Annotated in this window: 13 protein-coding genes and 1 pseudogene; 3 read left to right on the top strand and 11 right to left on the bottom strand. The window is 67.3% G+C overall.

Annotated elements, in window-relative coordinates:
- Positions 1-133 precede the first annotated feature (133 nt).
- A complete protein-coding gene (gene thiC, locus GNX95_RS37695; protein WP_163512570.1) occupies positions 134-1,741 on the top strand; it encodes a phosphomethylpyrimidine synthase ThiC in 1,608 nt (535 codons plus the stop codon).
- Between the two features lie 35 nt (positions 1,742-1,776).
- Here thiC and GNX95_RS37690 read toward each other — a convergent pair whose 3' ends face one another.
- The 7 genes and pseudogenes from GNX95_RS37690 to GNX95_RS43640 all read right to left on the bottom strand — a co-directional run.
- Positions 1,777-2,559 (bottom strand): IclR family transcriptional regulator, encoded by a 783-nt coding sequence (locus GNX95_RS37690; protein WP_163512569.1) that lies wholly within the window; start codon positions 2,557-2,559, stop codon positions 1,777-1,779.
- Positions 2,560-2,682: 123 nt separating this feature from the next.
- The gene (locus GNX95_RS37685) at positions 2,683-4,293 is read right to left on the bottom strand and encodes an alpha-keto acid decarboxylase family protein (protein WP_163512568.1); all 1,611 of its coding nucleotides are present in this window, start codon (positions 4,291-4,293) and stop codon (positions 2,683-2,685) included.
- 80 nt (positions 4,294-4,373) lie between these two features.
- On the bottom strand, positions 4,374-5,078 hold the full coding sequence (locus GNX95_RS37680) for a TetR/AcrR family transcriptional regulator (protein WP_163512567.1): 705 nt from the start codon (positions 5,076-5,078) through the stop codon (positions 4,374-4,376).
- Between the two features lie 78 nt (positions 5,079-5,156).
- Entirely contained in the window at positions 5,157-8,327 is a 3,171-nt protein-coding gene (locus GNX95_RS37675) for a GH116 family glycosyl hydrolase (RefSeq protein WP_163512566.1), read from the bottom strand.
- An 87-nt stretch (positions 8,328-8,414) separates the two neighbouring features.
- Entirely contained in the window at positions 8,415-8,879 is a 465-nt protein-coding gene (locus tag GNX95_RS37670; RefSeq protein WP_163512565.1) for a MarR family winged helix-turn-helix transcriptional regulator, read from the bottom strand.
- A 27-nt stretch (positions 8,880-8,906) separates the two neighbouring features.
- Positions 8,907-9,344 (bottom strand): cupin domain-containing protein, encoded by a 438-nt coding sequence (locus GNX95_RS37665; RefSeq protein WP_246281951.1) that lies wholly within the window; start codon positions 9,342-9,344, stop codon positions 8,907-8,909.
- Between the two features lie 60 nt (positions 9,345-9,404).
- Positions 9,405-9,803 (bottom strand): annotated as a pseudogene (locus GNX95_RS43640) (DUF952 domain-containing protein); the annotation flags it as partial.
- Between GNX95_RS43640 and GNX95_RS37660 the strand changes: the two are divergent.
- Together GNX95_RS37660 and GNX95_RS37655 are read left to right on the top strand one after the other, a co-directional pair.
- The gene (locus GNX95_RS37660) at positions 9,703-10,044 is read left to right on the top strand and encodes a rhodanese-like domain-containing protein (RefSeq protein ID WP_222854248.1); all 342 of its coding nucleotides are present in this window, start codon (positions 9,703-9,705) and stop codon (positions 10,042-10,044) included. The pseudogene GNX95_RS43640 and the gene GNX95_RS37660 sit on opposite strands and share 101 nt — an antisense overlap.
- Before the next feature lie 45 nt (positions 10,045-10,089).
- A complete protein-coding gene (locus GNX95_RS37655) occupies positions 10,090-10,959 on the top strand; it encodes a slipin family protein (RefSeq protein WP_163512562.1) in 870 nt (289 codons plus the stop codon).
- Here the strand turns inward: GNX95_RS37655 and GNX95_RS37650 are convergent, their stop codons facing one another.
- From GNX95_RS37650 to GNX95_RS37635, 4 genes are all read right to left on the bottom strand, one after another.
- A complete protein-coding gene (locus tag GNX95_RS37650; RefSeq protein ID WP_246281907.1) occupies positions 10,960-12,087 on the bottom strand; it encodes a DUF4185 domain-containing protein in 1,128 nt (375 codons plus the stop codon). It abuts the gene before it with no gap.
- Between the two features lie 281 nt (positions 12,088-12,368).
- On the bottom strand, positions 12,369-13,589 hold the full coding sequence (locus tag GNX95_RS37645; protein WP_163512560.1) for an MFS transporter: 1,221 nt from the start codon (positions 13,587-13,589) through the stop codon (positions 12,369-12,371).
- 165 nt (positions 13,590-13,754) lie between these two features.
- Positions 13,755-14,354 carry a recombination mediator RecR gene (recR, locus tag GNX95_RS37640; RefSeq protein WP_163512559.1) on the bottom strand — a complete coding sequence of 200 codons (600 nt, stop codon included), beginning with the start codon at positions 14,352-14,354 and terminating at the stop codon, positions 13,755-13,757.
- A gap of 6 nt (positions 14,355-14,360) precedes the next feature.
- Entirely contained in the window at positions 14,361-14,696 is a 336-nt protein-coding gene (locus GNX95_RS37635) for a YbaB/EbfC family nucleoid-associated protein (protein WP_163512558.1), read from the bottom strand.
- Position 14,697: the final 1 nt, after the last annotated feature.

Genomic DNA, 14,697 nt, shown 5'->3' with positions numbered 1-14,697 from the left:
TGTTGGCGACAAACGACTGAACAACACGCGGGAGCTCGCGCCGAAGCGGGCTGAGAGGGTGGCTGGACGCCGGTCCGGTGCCACCGACCGCCGGAACCTGACCGGGTAATGCCGGCGTAGGAAGGATCTGTCGATGGACGTGACCGTTGGCCCGATTGTGGGCTCACACAAGGAATATCTCGACCCTGACGGGCTGCGCGTGCCGGTGCGCAGAGTCGACCTGACCAACGGCGAGCATGTCGATCTCTACGACACGTCCGGACCATACACGGACGAATCCGCGACCATCAACGTCCACAATGGACTGTCGAGCCGGCGTTCGGACTGGATCGCCGGCCGGTTGGCCAACACCCAGCTCGGCTTCGCCAAAGCCGGTGTCATCACTGAGGAAATGCGGTTCTGCGCGTTGCGCGAAGGCGCCGATCCGGAGTTCGTACGCGCCGAGGTCGCCGCCGGCCGTGCGGTGATTCCGGCCAACCGGCGGCATCCGGAGACCGAGCCGATGGTGATCGGTAAGAAGTTTCTGGTGAAGATCAACGCCAATCTCGGCAACTCGGCGGTGACCTCGTCGGTCGCCGAGGAGGTCGACAAGATGGTGTGGGCCATCCGGTGGGGCGCCGACACGGTGATGGACCTGTCGACCGGAAAACGCATTCACGAGACGCGCGAATGGATCCTGCGCAATTCGCCGGTGCCGATCGGCACGGTGCCGATTTATCAGGCGCTGGAAAAAGTCGGCGGTGATCCGACCAAGCTGAGCTGGGACGTCTATCGCGACACCGTCGTCGAGCAGTGCGAGCAGGGCGTCGACTACATGACGGTCCACGCCGGCGTGCTGCTTCGCTATGTCCCGTTGACCGCGCGCCGCGTGACCGGCATCGTGTCGCGTGGCGGCTCCATCATGGCGGCGTGGTGCCTGGCGCATCACCGCGAGAGCTTCCTCTACACGCATTTCGCGGAGCTGTGCGACATTCTCCGTGCATACGACGTGACTTTCTCGCTCGGCGACGGACTGCGGCCGGGGTCGATCGCGGATGCCAACGACGAGGCCCAGTTTGCCGAGCTGCGCACGCTCGGTGAGCTGACCGCGATCGCGCGCGCTCGTGACGTGCAGGTGATGATCGAGGGGCCCGGCCATGTGCCGATGCACAAGATCGCCGAAAACGTACGGCTGGAAGAGGAATGGTGCGGCGAGGCGCCGTTCTACACGCTCGGTCCGCTGGCCACCGACATCGCGCCGGCATATGACCACATCACCTCAGCGATCGGTGCGGCGATGATCGCGCGGGCCGGCACCGCGATGTTGTGTTACGTGACACCGAAGGAACATCTTGGCCTGCCAAACCGCGACGACGTGAAAACCGGCGTGATCACATACAAGATCGCGGCTCACGCGGCCGATCTCGCGAAAGGCCATCCGCGTGCGCAGGAGCGCGACGACGCACTTTCCCGGGCACGCTTCGAATTCCGCTGGATCGACCAGTTCAACCTGGCGCTCGACCCGGACACCGCGCGCGAGTTCCACGACGAGACCCTGCCGGCCGAGCCGGCGAAGACCGCGCATTTCTGCTCGATGTGTGGTCCGAAGTTCTGCGCCATGAAGATCACCCAGGACGTGCGGCGCTATGCCGAGGAGCACGGCCTGACCACCGACGAGGCTCTCACCGCCGGCATGACCGAGAAATCCGCCGAGTTCGCCGCCGCCGGCAACACGGTCTACCTGCCGCTCACTGATCGCTAGGCCAGCACCCGATTGCGTCGTCGGGACTCGGGACACTAGCTGAGCAGCGCGGCGACTGAGGTGCCTGGCTCGGCGATCGCGGTCGCCAAAGCCGAGCAGGCCGCGCGCAGCAGGTCGACCGACCGGTCGCGCAGATCCGGATCCGCCATTTCGGCGCGTACGCCGACAATGCTCAACGCACCATGGCAGGCCTCGTCCGGCGTCACGATCGGACAGGCGATCGCGGCCAACAGCGGATCGAAGGTGTCGTTGGAATAGACACGGTCGGCGCGTACGACGCTCAACACCTCGGCGAGCTCGGCCGAGGCCTCCGCAGACTCGGCCGCGGCCAACGTGGTGAGATAGCGTCGCCGCTCCGGTTCGACCAGCTGCGACAACAAAACGACGCCGGCGACCGTACGGTGTCCGGGCCACCGCTCGCCTTCGCGGTCGACCAGCCGCTCATAGCGCACCGACCGCACCTCGGCGACGATCCGCACGTCGAAGTTTTCCAGCACCTGCAGGTTGGCCATCAGGCCGAGGCGGTCGGCCAGCCAGCGCAGTGCGACGCGCGACATCGCGGCCAGCGAGGTCGCGTGCAGCGGCGATCGCGCGAGCTTGAGCAGCGCCGGGCCGAGCAAATAGCGGTCCGAGCTGTCCCGTGCGACCCAGCCGGCGTCGACCAACTCGGCGACTGTACGCAGCGCGGTCGGCGGCAGCATGCCGGTGCGTTGCGCCAGATCAGACAGCCGCAGCGGCTCGGTGCTGTCGGCCACCGCGAGGCAGACGGCGAGCGCCTTCGAGATGGGGCTACGCGTACGCGGCCGGTCGGACGTCATAACCACGAAGCATGCCCGAGGGCCTGTCTTCATATTCCGCGGGGCGATAGCCGGGTGGCTCCGCCGCACCGGCAGACGACGTTTGGATCTCGACTCTCATCCCCCGGAACATGGAGACAGGCCCTAACCCTGCGCCGCCTTCACCGCCGACACGAAAACGTCCAGCCGGGTCGGCAGGTCGAGCGGCTGCGTGTGCGCCTCGATGACGCGGAAGCCATCGCCGTCCAGCGCCGACCGCAGCTCGCCGATCGTACGCACCGGAGTCATCGGCACGTCAGGTCCGCACAACGCGCGTACGAGTGCCGCGTGGTCCCAATGGTTGATGTCGTTGTAGACGGCGTGCGGGCCGTTGATCGCGCGCTCGATCGTGTAGCCGTTGTTGTTGACCAACACGATCGTCACATTGGCGCCGACGCGCGCGATGGTGCTCAGCTCCTGCGCTGTGAGCTGCAGCGATCCGTCGCCGATCAGCAGCACCACGCGCCGGTCGGGCGCCGCGACCGCGGCACCGAGCGCAGCCGGCAGCGAATAGCCGATCGACCCCCACAGCGTGCCCGCGAGGTAGCTGACGCCGCTCGGCATCCGATAGTCGAGCATGCCGAACGACGCGGTTCCCTGGTCCAGCACCACGATGTCGCCGGGCCGGATCGACGCGGTGACCTCTGTCCACAGTGGATTCTGGGTCAGCGGACCGTCCTCGTAGACCCGCGTTTTCGTTGGCCGTACGGCCGAATCGCGCGTGCCGAGCAGCTCGGCGAGCGCGTGCAGCGCATCCGCCGCGGCCACCGGCCCAAACGGTTTTCCAGCGACGGTCGCGTTTTCCGGCCGCACGACGATCATCGCCGACTCCGGCAGAGCGGCCGAGAAACCGGCCGTCTCGGTGTCGGAGAAGATCGTGCCGAGCGCCAGCACGCAGTCGGACTGCTCGACCGTCTCGCGTACGCCGTCCGGACTGGCCGGACCGAGATAGGTGCCGATCCAGTCGACCGCCTGCTCGTCGATCTGTCCCTTTCCGATCGCGGTCATCGCCACCGGCAGGCCAGTAGCGAGCCGCTCGATCTCGGCCGCCAGGCCGAGCCGTGCCAGCTCGTGGCCGACCAGGACGACCGGCCGCTTGGCGGCCTTCACCAGCCGCTCGGCGGCGCTCGCGAAGGCGGCCAGCTCACCAGGCGCCGAGGTCAGGCCATGGATCTCGGCAAGCGCCGGCGCCGCGGTCGGCAGCTCGACGGTCGGTACGTCCGCCGGCAGGCCGACGTAGACCGGACGCCGCTCGGTCACCGCGATGTCCAACGCGCGCGTCAGCTCCACGACCGCGTTGTCCGGCGTGAGCACCGTCTGCGCCGCGGTGACCTCGCCATACGCGCGGATGACCCGCCGCCAGTCGGCGTCGCCGAGACCGTGATGGACGACACGGCCGGCGTCCAGCGCGCGGCGCGCCGGCAGGCTGCCGAGCACCACGACCGGCACGCGCTCGGCGTACGCGCCGGCCACCGCGTTGATCGCGGACAGCTCGCCGACCCCGTAGGTGAGCGAGATGGCCGCGAGGCCGGCGATCCGTGCGTAACCGTCGGCGGCATAGCCGGCGTTGAGCTCGTTGCAGTTGCCGACCCACTCGACGTCCGGGTGCGCCAGCACCTGGTCGAGGAAGGGCAGGCTGTAGTCGCCCGGCACGCCGAACAGATGCCGTACGCCCCGTCCGGCCAACTCGGACAGCAGGTAGTCGCCGATCTTCATCCGCCACCTCCGCAACCCGTCGCACTAGTTACGTTAACGGTAATCCAGGTTGCGTTGAAAGCAAGAGGCCTCGCGGCGTCCTAGTCGGAGCCGGTCAGCTGCGCCAGCACGGCGTCCAGCAGCGGCGCGCCGTCGTGGACGGCGTGCGCGAGCTGTCCGTAGACCTCCATCGAGATCAGCCCGTAGACACGCGTCCAGTAGTCCAGCAGCGCGGCGGTCGCGGCCACGGACAGCGAGGTCAGCGGGATGCCGGCCTCGGACGCGCGTACGAGCAGCCGCTCGCGATAGGCCGACAGGCCGGTCCGCAGGCGCTCCGGCAGATCCTCGTCGGCCGGCACCGGGAACGGCCGCGCGGCAAACTGGCGCAGCACGCCCTCCTCGAAGATCCGCGCCAGCCGCATGGCCGCCGAGTGCTGGTCGCTCGGCAGCGCCGTCAACATGCCGAACAGCAGACCAAACTCGGCGCGGTGCCGCAGGGCCCAGTCACGCAGCTGCCGGCACACCGCGACGACCTGCTCGGCCGGCGAGTCACCGGCCGACTCCTGCGCCTTCAGCAGCTCGTTGGTCAGCTCCTCGGCGACCGCCTCGCGGGCCAGGCCGAGCAGGCCCTCGCGACCGTCGGCATAGCGATAGAGCGCGGGCGGCGTCACGCCGATCCGGCCGGCCACCGCGGCGATGGTGACCGCGCCGGGACCGTCGGCCACGACGATGTCGCGGGTCGTCGCGACGATCTCCGCCAGCATCTCCTGCCGGTGTTGCTGACGCCGTCCCGTGCCCTCGTTCATACGCTTTTCCGCCCCGACGATCGATCCGCCTGTTGCGCGAAGTATCGCCGATCATCGGGGCGGTCCGCGAGAGGACCCTTACTTGAACAGGTAAATGATGGTCAGTTCGTCCCCGGCGACCATTTGTACGGGCTCACGGAAACGGACGACCGTCTGTCCACCTTCGGCGGCCAGCTCGCCGACCACCGTACGCAGGTGCCGGCCGTGCCGGAACATCGTGACCGCCACCGACCGGCAGTTGGCCGGCAGCTCGGTCGCGAACGACCGCAACGTCAGCCGGCCATAACGCAATTCGAGCCGCGCGGTTTGTTCATGCCGGCTGCGGTTTTGCCGATAGAGACCCCATCCGGCGGCCACGGTGAATGCCGCGGAGAATCGCTCGGGCGAGATTTTCGGTGCGAAACCGAGCTTTCCGGCCGGCCCGTGATAGCTGTAGCCGCAGGCGGCGAGATAAACCGCGTGGCTGCTCATCGCGCGCGCGTAGTGGTCGGAACACTCGACTTCGTTGTACGGGTTGCGTTTCGCCGCCGCATAGCGGTCATAGATCGCACGCGTGACCGTCAAACCCTCGGTCACGTGGCCTTCGCCGATCAGGTTGGCCGCGAACTGGTATTCCTGGCCGGTCCACACCTCGTCGAGATAGCCGACCAGGCCGCCGACCTCGGTGTTGCCGAATGGCCACGTCCCCATCAGCGTGCCGGCCTCGCCGGGCGTGCTGTAGACCCGCGGGGTTCCGTACAGTCCATGGGTTTTCACCCAGGTCGCCGGGTCGGGCAGGAAGTTGTACTTGAAGATGTTCTTCAGCGCGGTGTCGGTCTTGTCCTTCTCGAAGACCCGCGGCAGGCCGAGTTGCAGCGCGTACGTCTGTCCGTGCAGCTGGTCGATGTAGCAGGCCCGGTTGGTGTTGAGGTTGCCCGGATGCGCCGGATCGCGCGGCGAGTAGAAATAGCCGTACTCGTCGCTCCACATGTCGCTGTCCAGATGTTTGGTCCCCTGGTCGGCGATTGCCTTGCAGGTGGCGGCGAAAGCGGGGTCGGCCATCTCGGTGGCCATCGCCGCGCCGGCCCGCAGCATCGCCACGTAGAGGCCGGTGATCCACGGGATCTTGCCAAACCAGTCCTGGTCGTCGGTGTTGGGTTGCCGGCCTTCGAAAACACCGTCCGGCTGGTCGCCGTCCTGGCCGATCATGAACTGGATCGACTTCTTGGTTTTCGGCCACACGCGGCGCAGGAACGCGCTGTCCTCGGACATCTGGTGCTCGCGATAGATCCGCAGGATGGTGCCCGGCTGGCCGTCGGCGGCGAAGTCCAGCCACTGTTCCTGCCGGAAGCCCATCTGGCCGGTCTGCTCGTTGTAGCCGTGGCTGAGGTCTCCGAGCTCTCGCGCCGATCTTTCCAGCTCCGGAAAGAGCCGTCCGACGCTGTGCGCGTACGTCCAGACGTGCTGGCAGGTGCCGCCGCAGCAGTAGATTCCCTCGTCCGCGTAGAAACGGCCGGTGTCGAACTGCTGACAGGTCAGCGTCGCCAGCGTCGAGGCCGGCGCCAACGTACGCTCCAGGAACCAGTGCGGCAGCGTCGAGTCGTCATACCAGGTCTTCACCCAGTCGCGGGTCTGCGCCGACAGCCGTGCCGCGTTGGCGCTGGCGTGCGTGATCACACTCCGGGCGGAGCTGAACGTGTTCTTGTATTGCTTACGAAGTTGCGGGAAGGAGTCCAGGCCCTGGTAGTTGGTGCTCGGGCGTGGGAAAAACCACGAAAGCGCGAAGGTCACCGTCTTGGACTGGCCGGGCCGCAGCCGCACGTCCACACCGACCGACGAGGTGATGGTCGCCTCCCCACCGTCCACTTCGGACGGTCCGGGTTTGCCGGCGAAGATCGCGTCGATCGTGGTCGCGTCGGCGATCGACGGGACGACCTTGGCCGACGGGTCCAGCGCGGCCAGCGCGAAGGTGCCGGCGTCCGGCAGCTGCTCGTACGGCACGTGCGGCTTGTCGCTGAACAGGATCTGGTCGCAGTTGATGTGGGCCCAGCCGCCGGACCGGTTGTCCACGATCTCGATGTAGCCGGTCTTTCCCTGCAGTTTCTTCAGGTCCGCACTGCGTACGGTCAGCGGCTCCTGGTCGGTGCCGGCGAAGCTGGCGACCGTCTTGCCGTCGATCACGACGTTGACACAGGTTTCGCCGGGCCAGTGGCCACCGCCGACGGCGATGTGCACGTATCGCCGGGAAACCGTGAAGGTCGGACTGGTCAGCTTGCCGTGCGGGCGGTCCGCGAGGTCGATGTCTCCGTTGGCACCGCGGAAAAGATGCGAGGTCACGAACTTCGTGCCGGTTATGTGCAGCGAGCCATAGCGGCGGAAGTACGGCGGACATTCCTCTTCGGTGACCGGGCCGTCGCCAAAGGCGGTGCCCTCGACGGTCCATGGCGCGTACGTGTCGCGTTCCCAGTCCTCGAAGACGATGTCCTCGCGGGTGCCGCCGTCTTCGGCGCCACGGCCGGAAAACTCGACGCCGCGCGCCTTGCCGGTGGCGAAGCTCGCGCTGGTCAGCACGACGCCCTGAGCCGTACGCGCGGCGAGTGCGACCGGCGAGTCGATCCAGCCGAGCAGGCTGGCGGTGACGGCGCGGTGGCTGGTGTTTTTCAGCGTGTATGTCACATACGTCGCCGGAATGGTGGAATCTTTGGCGTTCGTCGGGACAAACGGCGACAGCGCCTCAAGGCTGACCGTCAGCGGACTGTCGTCGTCGCGATATTCGGTGCGGCCAATGGGATATTGGCCGACGAAGGAGACATTGCGAAAACCGGTCGCGTCCAGCGCGCGGATTTTCTGGTCGACGCGTACGGCGAAACCGTTGCGGAACGGGCTCCATGCCGACAGCGGATGCGCGTAATGCGGTCCGCTGCCGTCCGCGCCACCAGGCCGGAAGCCCGGCTGGCTGTCCACGTCCCAAAGCCACAGCCGGCCGTCGCCGGCGAGGTAGACCTGTCCGGTGCAGACGCCGCTCACCGGCATCCCGATCTTGGCCAGCGCCGCCGGGTCGGAGACCGTCGTCGGCGCACCGCGCTGTGTCAGCGACGCGACGAACGCCTCGGTCAGCTGCTTGTCGGCCGGCACTTCGACCAGGTTCTGCGGGCTGATGCCGAGCGCTGCGGCTGCCTGCTCCGGCAGCGACATCACGCCGACGCCGAGAGCGCTCAGGCTGAGGAAGGCTCGGCGGCTGACCGACGAGCTGGACTCGGTGGAGGTCATGGCGGCTCCCGTGAAATCGATTTCTCAGGAACCTACTTGTGACCTATGACATGGTCAAGGGTGTCCGTCCGGAACAGGACGGACCAGTTAGCAGCCGTGCGTGTCGCGCAGGATCCCCATAATACGGACCAAAGTCGCCGTATCCTCCGTGCCGAGCACGTCGACGACGTACTGCTTCAGACCCTCGGCGTGCACCCGCTCGGCGCGCTCGGCGACCTCGCGGCCGGTCGGCGTCAGCTGCGCGTACGTCTTGCGGCGGTCGCTGGCACAGGTCGTCCGCGTCATCAGGCCGGCGTCCACCATCCGGTCGGCGATCTTGGTGAAGCCGCCGCTGGTCAGTGACACCTCGCGAGCGAGCGTCGTCATCGGGATGCCGCGCTCGTCGCCGGTCCACAGCAGCCGCATCAGGATCTCGAACCAGCCGGCCGGATAGCCGAGCTCGTCGGTGAGCTGCGCCATCAACTGCTGGCTGGTGCGGCTGAAGCCACCGATCACCGCACCCCAACCGAGGATCAGGTCCCGGTTGGTCGATGGCTCGATGACGACTGACACAGAGGTCAGTTTACCGCTGGTGACCTCTCACGGACTGTCATCGTTTGGCACGGAGAAGTCGGCGAAGTCGAAACCCGGCGAGACCACACAGCTGACCAGGACCTCACCGCCGGATCCGATCGGCTCGGCGGTTTGCCAGTGTCCGGCCGGCACGAGCAGCTGCGGCCGCTGGCCGGCGGCGAGGTCGCCACCGAGGATGCGCACGTCACCGGCCACCGGTTTGTCGGCGTTGAGCGTGAGCCTCAGCGGCAGGCCGCCGTGCCAGAGCCAGAGCTCGTCGGAACGCACCTTGTGCCACGCGGAAAACTCGCCAGGGCGCAGCAGGTAGTAGATGCCGGTCGCGGTCGACCGCTCACCCGGATAGCCGTCCGGCACGTACGTGTGCGCGGTCCGCCAGGTCTCGCCGAACCAGCCGCCCTCGGGGTGAGGCAACAGATCCAGCGCCTCGGCGCTCGGCGGGCGCAGGTCGAGCGAGACGTACGCGTTGGTGACATCCCTTCGTGCGTAACGGATCTCCACGATCGCCTCGCGGTCGATCGGCCCGTACACGTGCGGAAACTCCGCGGCCGCGGCGTCGGGATGGTCCGGCGCTTCCCAGCGCACGTCCGCGGTGATGCGCTCCGGATCCAGCACCAGGGCCACCATCTGCTCGGTCGCGCCGGCATAGAAGGCGTTGGCGACCTTGAGCATCGTCGGCTCGTCCGGGGAACAGTGCACGAATCCCTGTGTCCGCAGGGATTCCGCGGTGATCGGACCGTCCTGGTCGCGGAAGGCGGACAGCGGGAGCAGGTGGATGATCACCGTCAAACGATAACCTGGACCGGTGGCCGAGCGAGTCGACGTGTCGGTGGCACACGCGGTGTGGCAGGCCGGCGACACGTTCCTGGACGTGCGTACGCCGGACGAATACGCGCACGGCCACATTCCTGGCGCGCTCTACGTGCCGATCGACGAGTTGGCCGTACGCGCCAGGGAGTTGCCGGCCGGCCAGCTGATCACCGTCTGCTCGATGGGTAACCGCTCCTGGCGTGCCGCGCGGCTGCTGGACCTGGCCGGCCGGAGTGCGTTGTCGCTGGACGGTGGCACGAAAGCCTGGGAGGCGGCTGGTCATCCGCTGGTGCGTGGGCCGGAGCCGGGCGCTCGTCGCAGGTCGTGGTGGAGGTGATTTCCGGCGTACGATCAGGCTGAGTCGCTTCGCTAGGAGGCGAAGATGATCATCGAGGCACTGATCGGGATCGGCGCGGTGGTCGTGCTCGGCGCCGCGTCCGGCGCGCGGATCGTCAAGCAGTACGAACGCGGCCTGATCTACCGGTTTGGCAAGGTGCGACAACACATCCGCGGTCCGGGGCTCGCGTTGATCGTGCCGGTGGTCGATCGCATGCAGAAGGTCAACATGCAGATCATCACCATGCCGGTGCCGGCGCAGGAAGGCATCACGCGCGACAACGTGACCGTACGCGTGGACGCGGTCGTCTATTTCAACGTCGTCGATCCGGTGCGTGCCGCGATCAACGTGCAGGACTACAGGTTCGCGGTGCTGCAGGTCGCGCAGACCTCGCTGCGGTCGATCATCGGCAAGAGCGAGCTGGACGATCTGCTGTCCAACCGGGAAAAACTCAACGAGGGCCTGCAGCTGATGATCGACAACCCGGCGCTGGCCTGGGGTGTCAACATCGATCGGGTCGAGATCAAGGACGTGGCGCTGCCGGAGTCGATGAAGCGGTCGATGTCGCGGCAGGCCGAGGCCGAACGCGAACGGCGGGCGCGGATCATCACCGCGGACGGCGAATATCAGGCCTCCGCCAAGCTTTCCGACGCCGCGAAGGTGATGTCCGAGACGCCGGCCGCGCTGCAGCTGCGGTTGCTGGAGACGGTCGTCGAGGTTGCCGCCGAGAAAAACTCCACTCTGGTGTTGCCGTTTCCGGTGGAACTGCTGCGTTTTCTGGAAAGGGCGGCGCCGGAGCCGGCGCCGCCCGCTGACCAGAAACCGCCGCGTACGACCGGTGCGTCGCTGGAGCCGGTCGACCCCAAGCCGGTCGCGTTTCCGGACGGAGACCTGCCACAGCAACGAAAGTCATAGCTACGGCACGATGCCGTCATACTGCACGGCCCAGTAGGGCGGGTCGTGGATGTCCACGCCGGGGCCGACCCGGTCGCCCCACTGCGACACGATGATGGTGAGCGAGCTGGCGCTCGCGCTGCCGGGGTGGATGTAGCCGCCGTAAAGGAAACGCCGCTGCGGTTTGCCCCAGTGGCCGGGGACGGTGTTGTCGCCGACGATCTGGATTTTCGGTGCCGTCCACTCGCGGTCCGGCCGCGGCGCCGTACGCGTGCAGATCGCATACTCGTTGACGTCGAAATACGACATGCAATAGGTGTTTCCGATGCGCTTCACCGAAAACTCGCCGATGTTGTTGCCCTGCAGGATCGGCGACGGCGGCGCGGACGTGGTCCACTGCCAGGATCCGCCGACGTACGCCCAGTTTTGCTGCGCTCCGAAGTTGCCGGCGCGGAACTCGTCCGGCTGGATGCGGAACAGCTGGATCGCGCCGCCGTCCGCGGTGTTGTTGTGCGATCCGTTCCACCGCTTGGAAAAGATGTAGAGCCAGCCGTCCGGGTCGATGCCGGCGAACGACCACATGCCATACATCGACTGGTTGGTGCCCTGCGTGTCGCCGGCCCAGTGGTAGGGATAGTCCTGCCAGGTCACGCCGTAGTCGTCGGAATAGGCGACACCGCTCATCAGCGATCCGTCATAGCCGGCCGGCGGCTGCCACACCGCGACCGAGGTGTATTGCAGATACGTACGACCGCCGAATTCGATGCAGTCATTGGGGATCCGGCTCACCTCGAAGCCGTGTCCGTTGTCGGCATTGTGCGTGTAGTTGAAAAGCTGCTCGCAGCGGCCGCCGCTCGGCATGGCCCAGGTGAACGAGATCGGTGATCCGCCGGAGGCGTCGAAGGTGTCCTGGCACAGCATCACCGGCGAGCCGATGTAGTCGCCAAACTGCTGCAGGTCGCGAAACGAGTCACCCCAGATGTATCCCCAGCTGTTGTCGTGCTCGCGGTGATATGGGATGCACAGGTCGCTGGAGCCCAGGCTCTGCCGCCACGCCGAGTCGTCGACGTTGTCGCACAGCGGCGTACCGTTCTGCTGCGCACCAGCCGCCGCCGGGATGCCGGCGCCCGCTGCCGCTCCAAGCGCCACGCCGGCTCTCAAGACCGTACGACGTGTGACCGGTCTACCGTGAAAACGTTTTCTCGGATCGCTCAACCTGACCTCCGGAGTCGGCACCGATTGCCGCTGCTCACTCTGAAGCACCCGATACCTGGCGGCAATGCCGCTCACTGGCGCATATACGACATTGCACACTTCCGCCATGTCCGCCTCCGGGCATGGCGTGGCCGCAGCCCGGCCACATGGCCGAGGCAAGCCAGGGCAGCGGCGTCTGCACTTCAAGAGCGAGCGGGATTCTCGCCGGCGTGTACTCAGCCGCGGCGGGTTCTGAGTGGGATGCGCTCTCGCCGCGCGACCATCCGGCCGTAGCGGACCATCTGCGCCAACCCGACCGCGAACAGCACGAACTGCAAGGAAAACGCCAGGGCGTACGCGGCAGCGCCGAGGCCGGCGAAGACCTGCAGCGTGACACCGATCAGCAGCATGCCGATCACCGACGCGGTGAAGCCACCGATGTTCACCAGGCCGGACGCCGTGCCCGCTCGCTGTGGCGGATTCGCTTCGCGCGCGTGCTCGAAGCCGAGCATCGACGCCGGGCCGCCGGCGCTGATGACCAGGATGTGCGCGGCCAGCAGCCAGACCGGCGGGTGCGGCCACGCCAGTACGACGGTCCACGACACCATGATCGCGACGACGACGGTCAGTGCGAGCCGATGCCGGATCGCCGGCCAGCGCGACGCGACGATTCCGAAGACCTGCGCGAAAACCGCGCCGGTGACGACCAGTTCGGTCAGCAGGATGCCGGCGGTGGCGGTGGGCAGGCCGACGCCTTTGACCAGATACGGAAATCCCCACAGCAGACCGAAAACGCATGACGAGAACATCGTGCAGGTGTGCGTCCAGGTCCCCAGCCGGGTCCCCGGCTGAGCCCAGGCCTCGGCGAGTTGGCGGCGTACGGACGCGGTGTGGATCGGCTTCGCGGTGCGACCACCGCCCGGACGATCGCGCAACAGGAAGCCGACCGGCACCAACAGCACGAGCGCGACGCCAGCGTTCACAACAAAAGTCGTGGTCCAACCGGATGCCTGGAGCAGCGCGGCCATCGGCAACACAGACGCCAGATTTCCCACCAGGCCTGCCAAAGACGTGAGCTGCGTCAGCAAGGCGCAGCGATGCGGCGGAAACCAGGCCGCGATCAGCCGCAGGATCGACACGAAGCTCATCGCGTCGCCGGCGCCGACGAGTACGCGCGCCGCGACGGCGGTCGGCAGGCTGTCGGTGAGCGCCACGCCGAGCTGGCCGATCGCCATCAGCACCAGCCCGGTGGCGAGCATTCGGCGCGGCCCGACGCGGTCGGCGAGCAGCCCGACCGGCACCTGCATCATCGCGTAGACGAGCAGCTGCACGATCGTGAACATCGACAACGCCGCGGGTCCGGCGTGGAAATGCGACGCGGCCGCCAGACCGGCGACGCCGAGGCTGCCGCGTTGGAAAACCGCCACGGCGTAGACGCTGACGCCGAGCAGCCACATCGGCCAGGCGAGAGTGAGAGTGGGACGTCCCGGCTTGGCCGGGCTGGCTAAGGAGGGGTCTGCGGAAGCGCGCACACCTAAGTCTCGCCACTACCCCCGCAACGCGTTAACAAACGTCCCATGTTTGTGATGGCGGTGACATTTACGTTCTGGCGTACGGAATTCCTACACGTCGAGCGCGCGGCGGCCTTCGAACGCGCGGCCGAGCGTCACCTCGTCGGCGTATTCCAGATCGCCACCGACCGGCAACCCGCTGGCCAACCTGGTGACCGTCAGGCCCATCGGTTTGATCATCAGCGCGAGGTAGGTCGCGGTCGCTTCGCCTTCGGTGTTGGGGTCGGTGGCGAGGATGATCTCGCGGATCAGTCCCGACCCGAGCCGCTGCATCAGCTCGCGGATCCGCAGGTCGTCAGGGCCGACGCCTTCCAGCGGGTTGATCGCGCCGCCGAGCACGTGGTATTTGCCGCGGAACTCGCGCGTACGCTCGATCGCGATCACGTCTTTTGGCTCCTCGACGACACACAGCACCTCGTCGGAGCGACGCGCGTCGCGGCAGATCTTGCACTGCTCCTGCTCGGCGACGTTGAAGCAGATCGTGCAGAAGCGCACGAGCTCCTTGACCTTGGTGAGCACCTGCGCCAGCCGGGTCACGTCGGCCGGGTCGGCGGACAGGATGTGAAAGGCGATGCGCTGCGCGCTTTTCGGCCCGATGCCAGGCAACCGGCCGAGCTCGTCGATCAGGTCGGCGAGAGTACCCTCGTACACGGTCGGCTAGAGACCCAGGCCGCCGGCGAGCCCACCGAGGCCACCGGTGACCGGTCCCATCTTCTGCTCGGCCAGCTTCTTCGCCTCGTCGGACGCGGAGCGTACGGCGGCGATCACCAGGTCGGCGAGGGTCTCGACGTCGTCGGGGTCGACGACCTTGGGGTCGATGGCCAGCGCGGTCAGCTCACCGGAGCCGGTCACCGTGGCGGTCACCATGCCGCCGCCGGCCGAGCCGGTCACCTCGGCGGCCGCGAGCTCGGCCTGCGCCTCCTCCAGCTGGCGCTGCATCTTCTGCGCCTGCTTGAGCATCTGCTGCATGTTGGGCTGGCCACCGGGCCTCACG

It is taken from the genome of Fodinicola acaciae, from assembly GCF_010993745.1.
Lineage (GTDB): Bacteria > Actinomycetota > Actinomycetes > Mycobacteriales > HKI-0501 > Fodinicola > Fodinicola acaciae.
Note: the sequence above shows the minus strand (reverse complement) of the source record. Positions and strands in the feature narration are given on the sequence as shown.

What these genes read in the sequence shown, in the direction of transcription:
- thiC (WP_163512570.1), top strand. Translation starts at nt 134, where the DNA reads ATGGACGTGACCGTTGGCCCGATTGTGGGCTCACACAAGGAATATCTC.
- GNX95_RS37690 (WP_163512569.1), bottom strand. Translation starts at nt 2,559, where the DNA reads ATGACGTCCGACCGGCCGCGTACGCGTAGCCCCATCTCGAAGGCGCTC.
- GNX95_RS37685 (WP_163512568.1), bottom strand. Translation starts at nt 4,293, where the DNA reads ATGAAGATCGGCGACTACCTGCTGTCCGAGTTGGCCGGACGGGGCGTA.
- GNX95_RS37680 (WP_163512567.1), bottom strand. Translation starts at nt 5,078, where the DNA reads ATGAACGAGGGCACGGGACGGCGTCAGCAACACCGGCAGGAGATGCTG.
- GNX95_RS37675 (WP_163512566.1), bottom strand. Translation starts at nt 8,327, where the DNA reads ATGACCTCCACCGAGTCCAGCTCGTCGGTCAGCCGCCGAGCCTTCCTC.
- GNX95_RS37655 (WP_163512562.1), top strand. Translation starts at nt 10,090, where the DNA reads ATGATCATCGAGGCACTGATCGGGATCGGCGCGGTGGTCGTGCTCGGC.
- GNX95_RS37645 (WP_163512560.1), bottom strand. Translation starts at nt 13,589, where the DNA reads ATGTGGCTGCTCGGCGTCAGCGTCTACGCCGTGGCGGTTTTCCAACGC.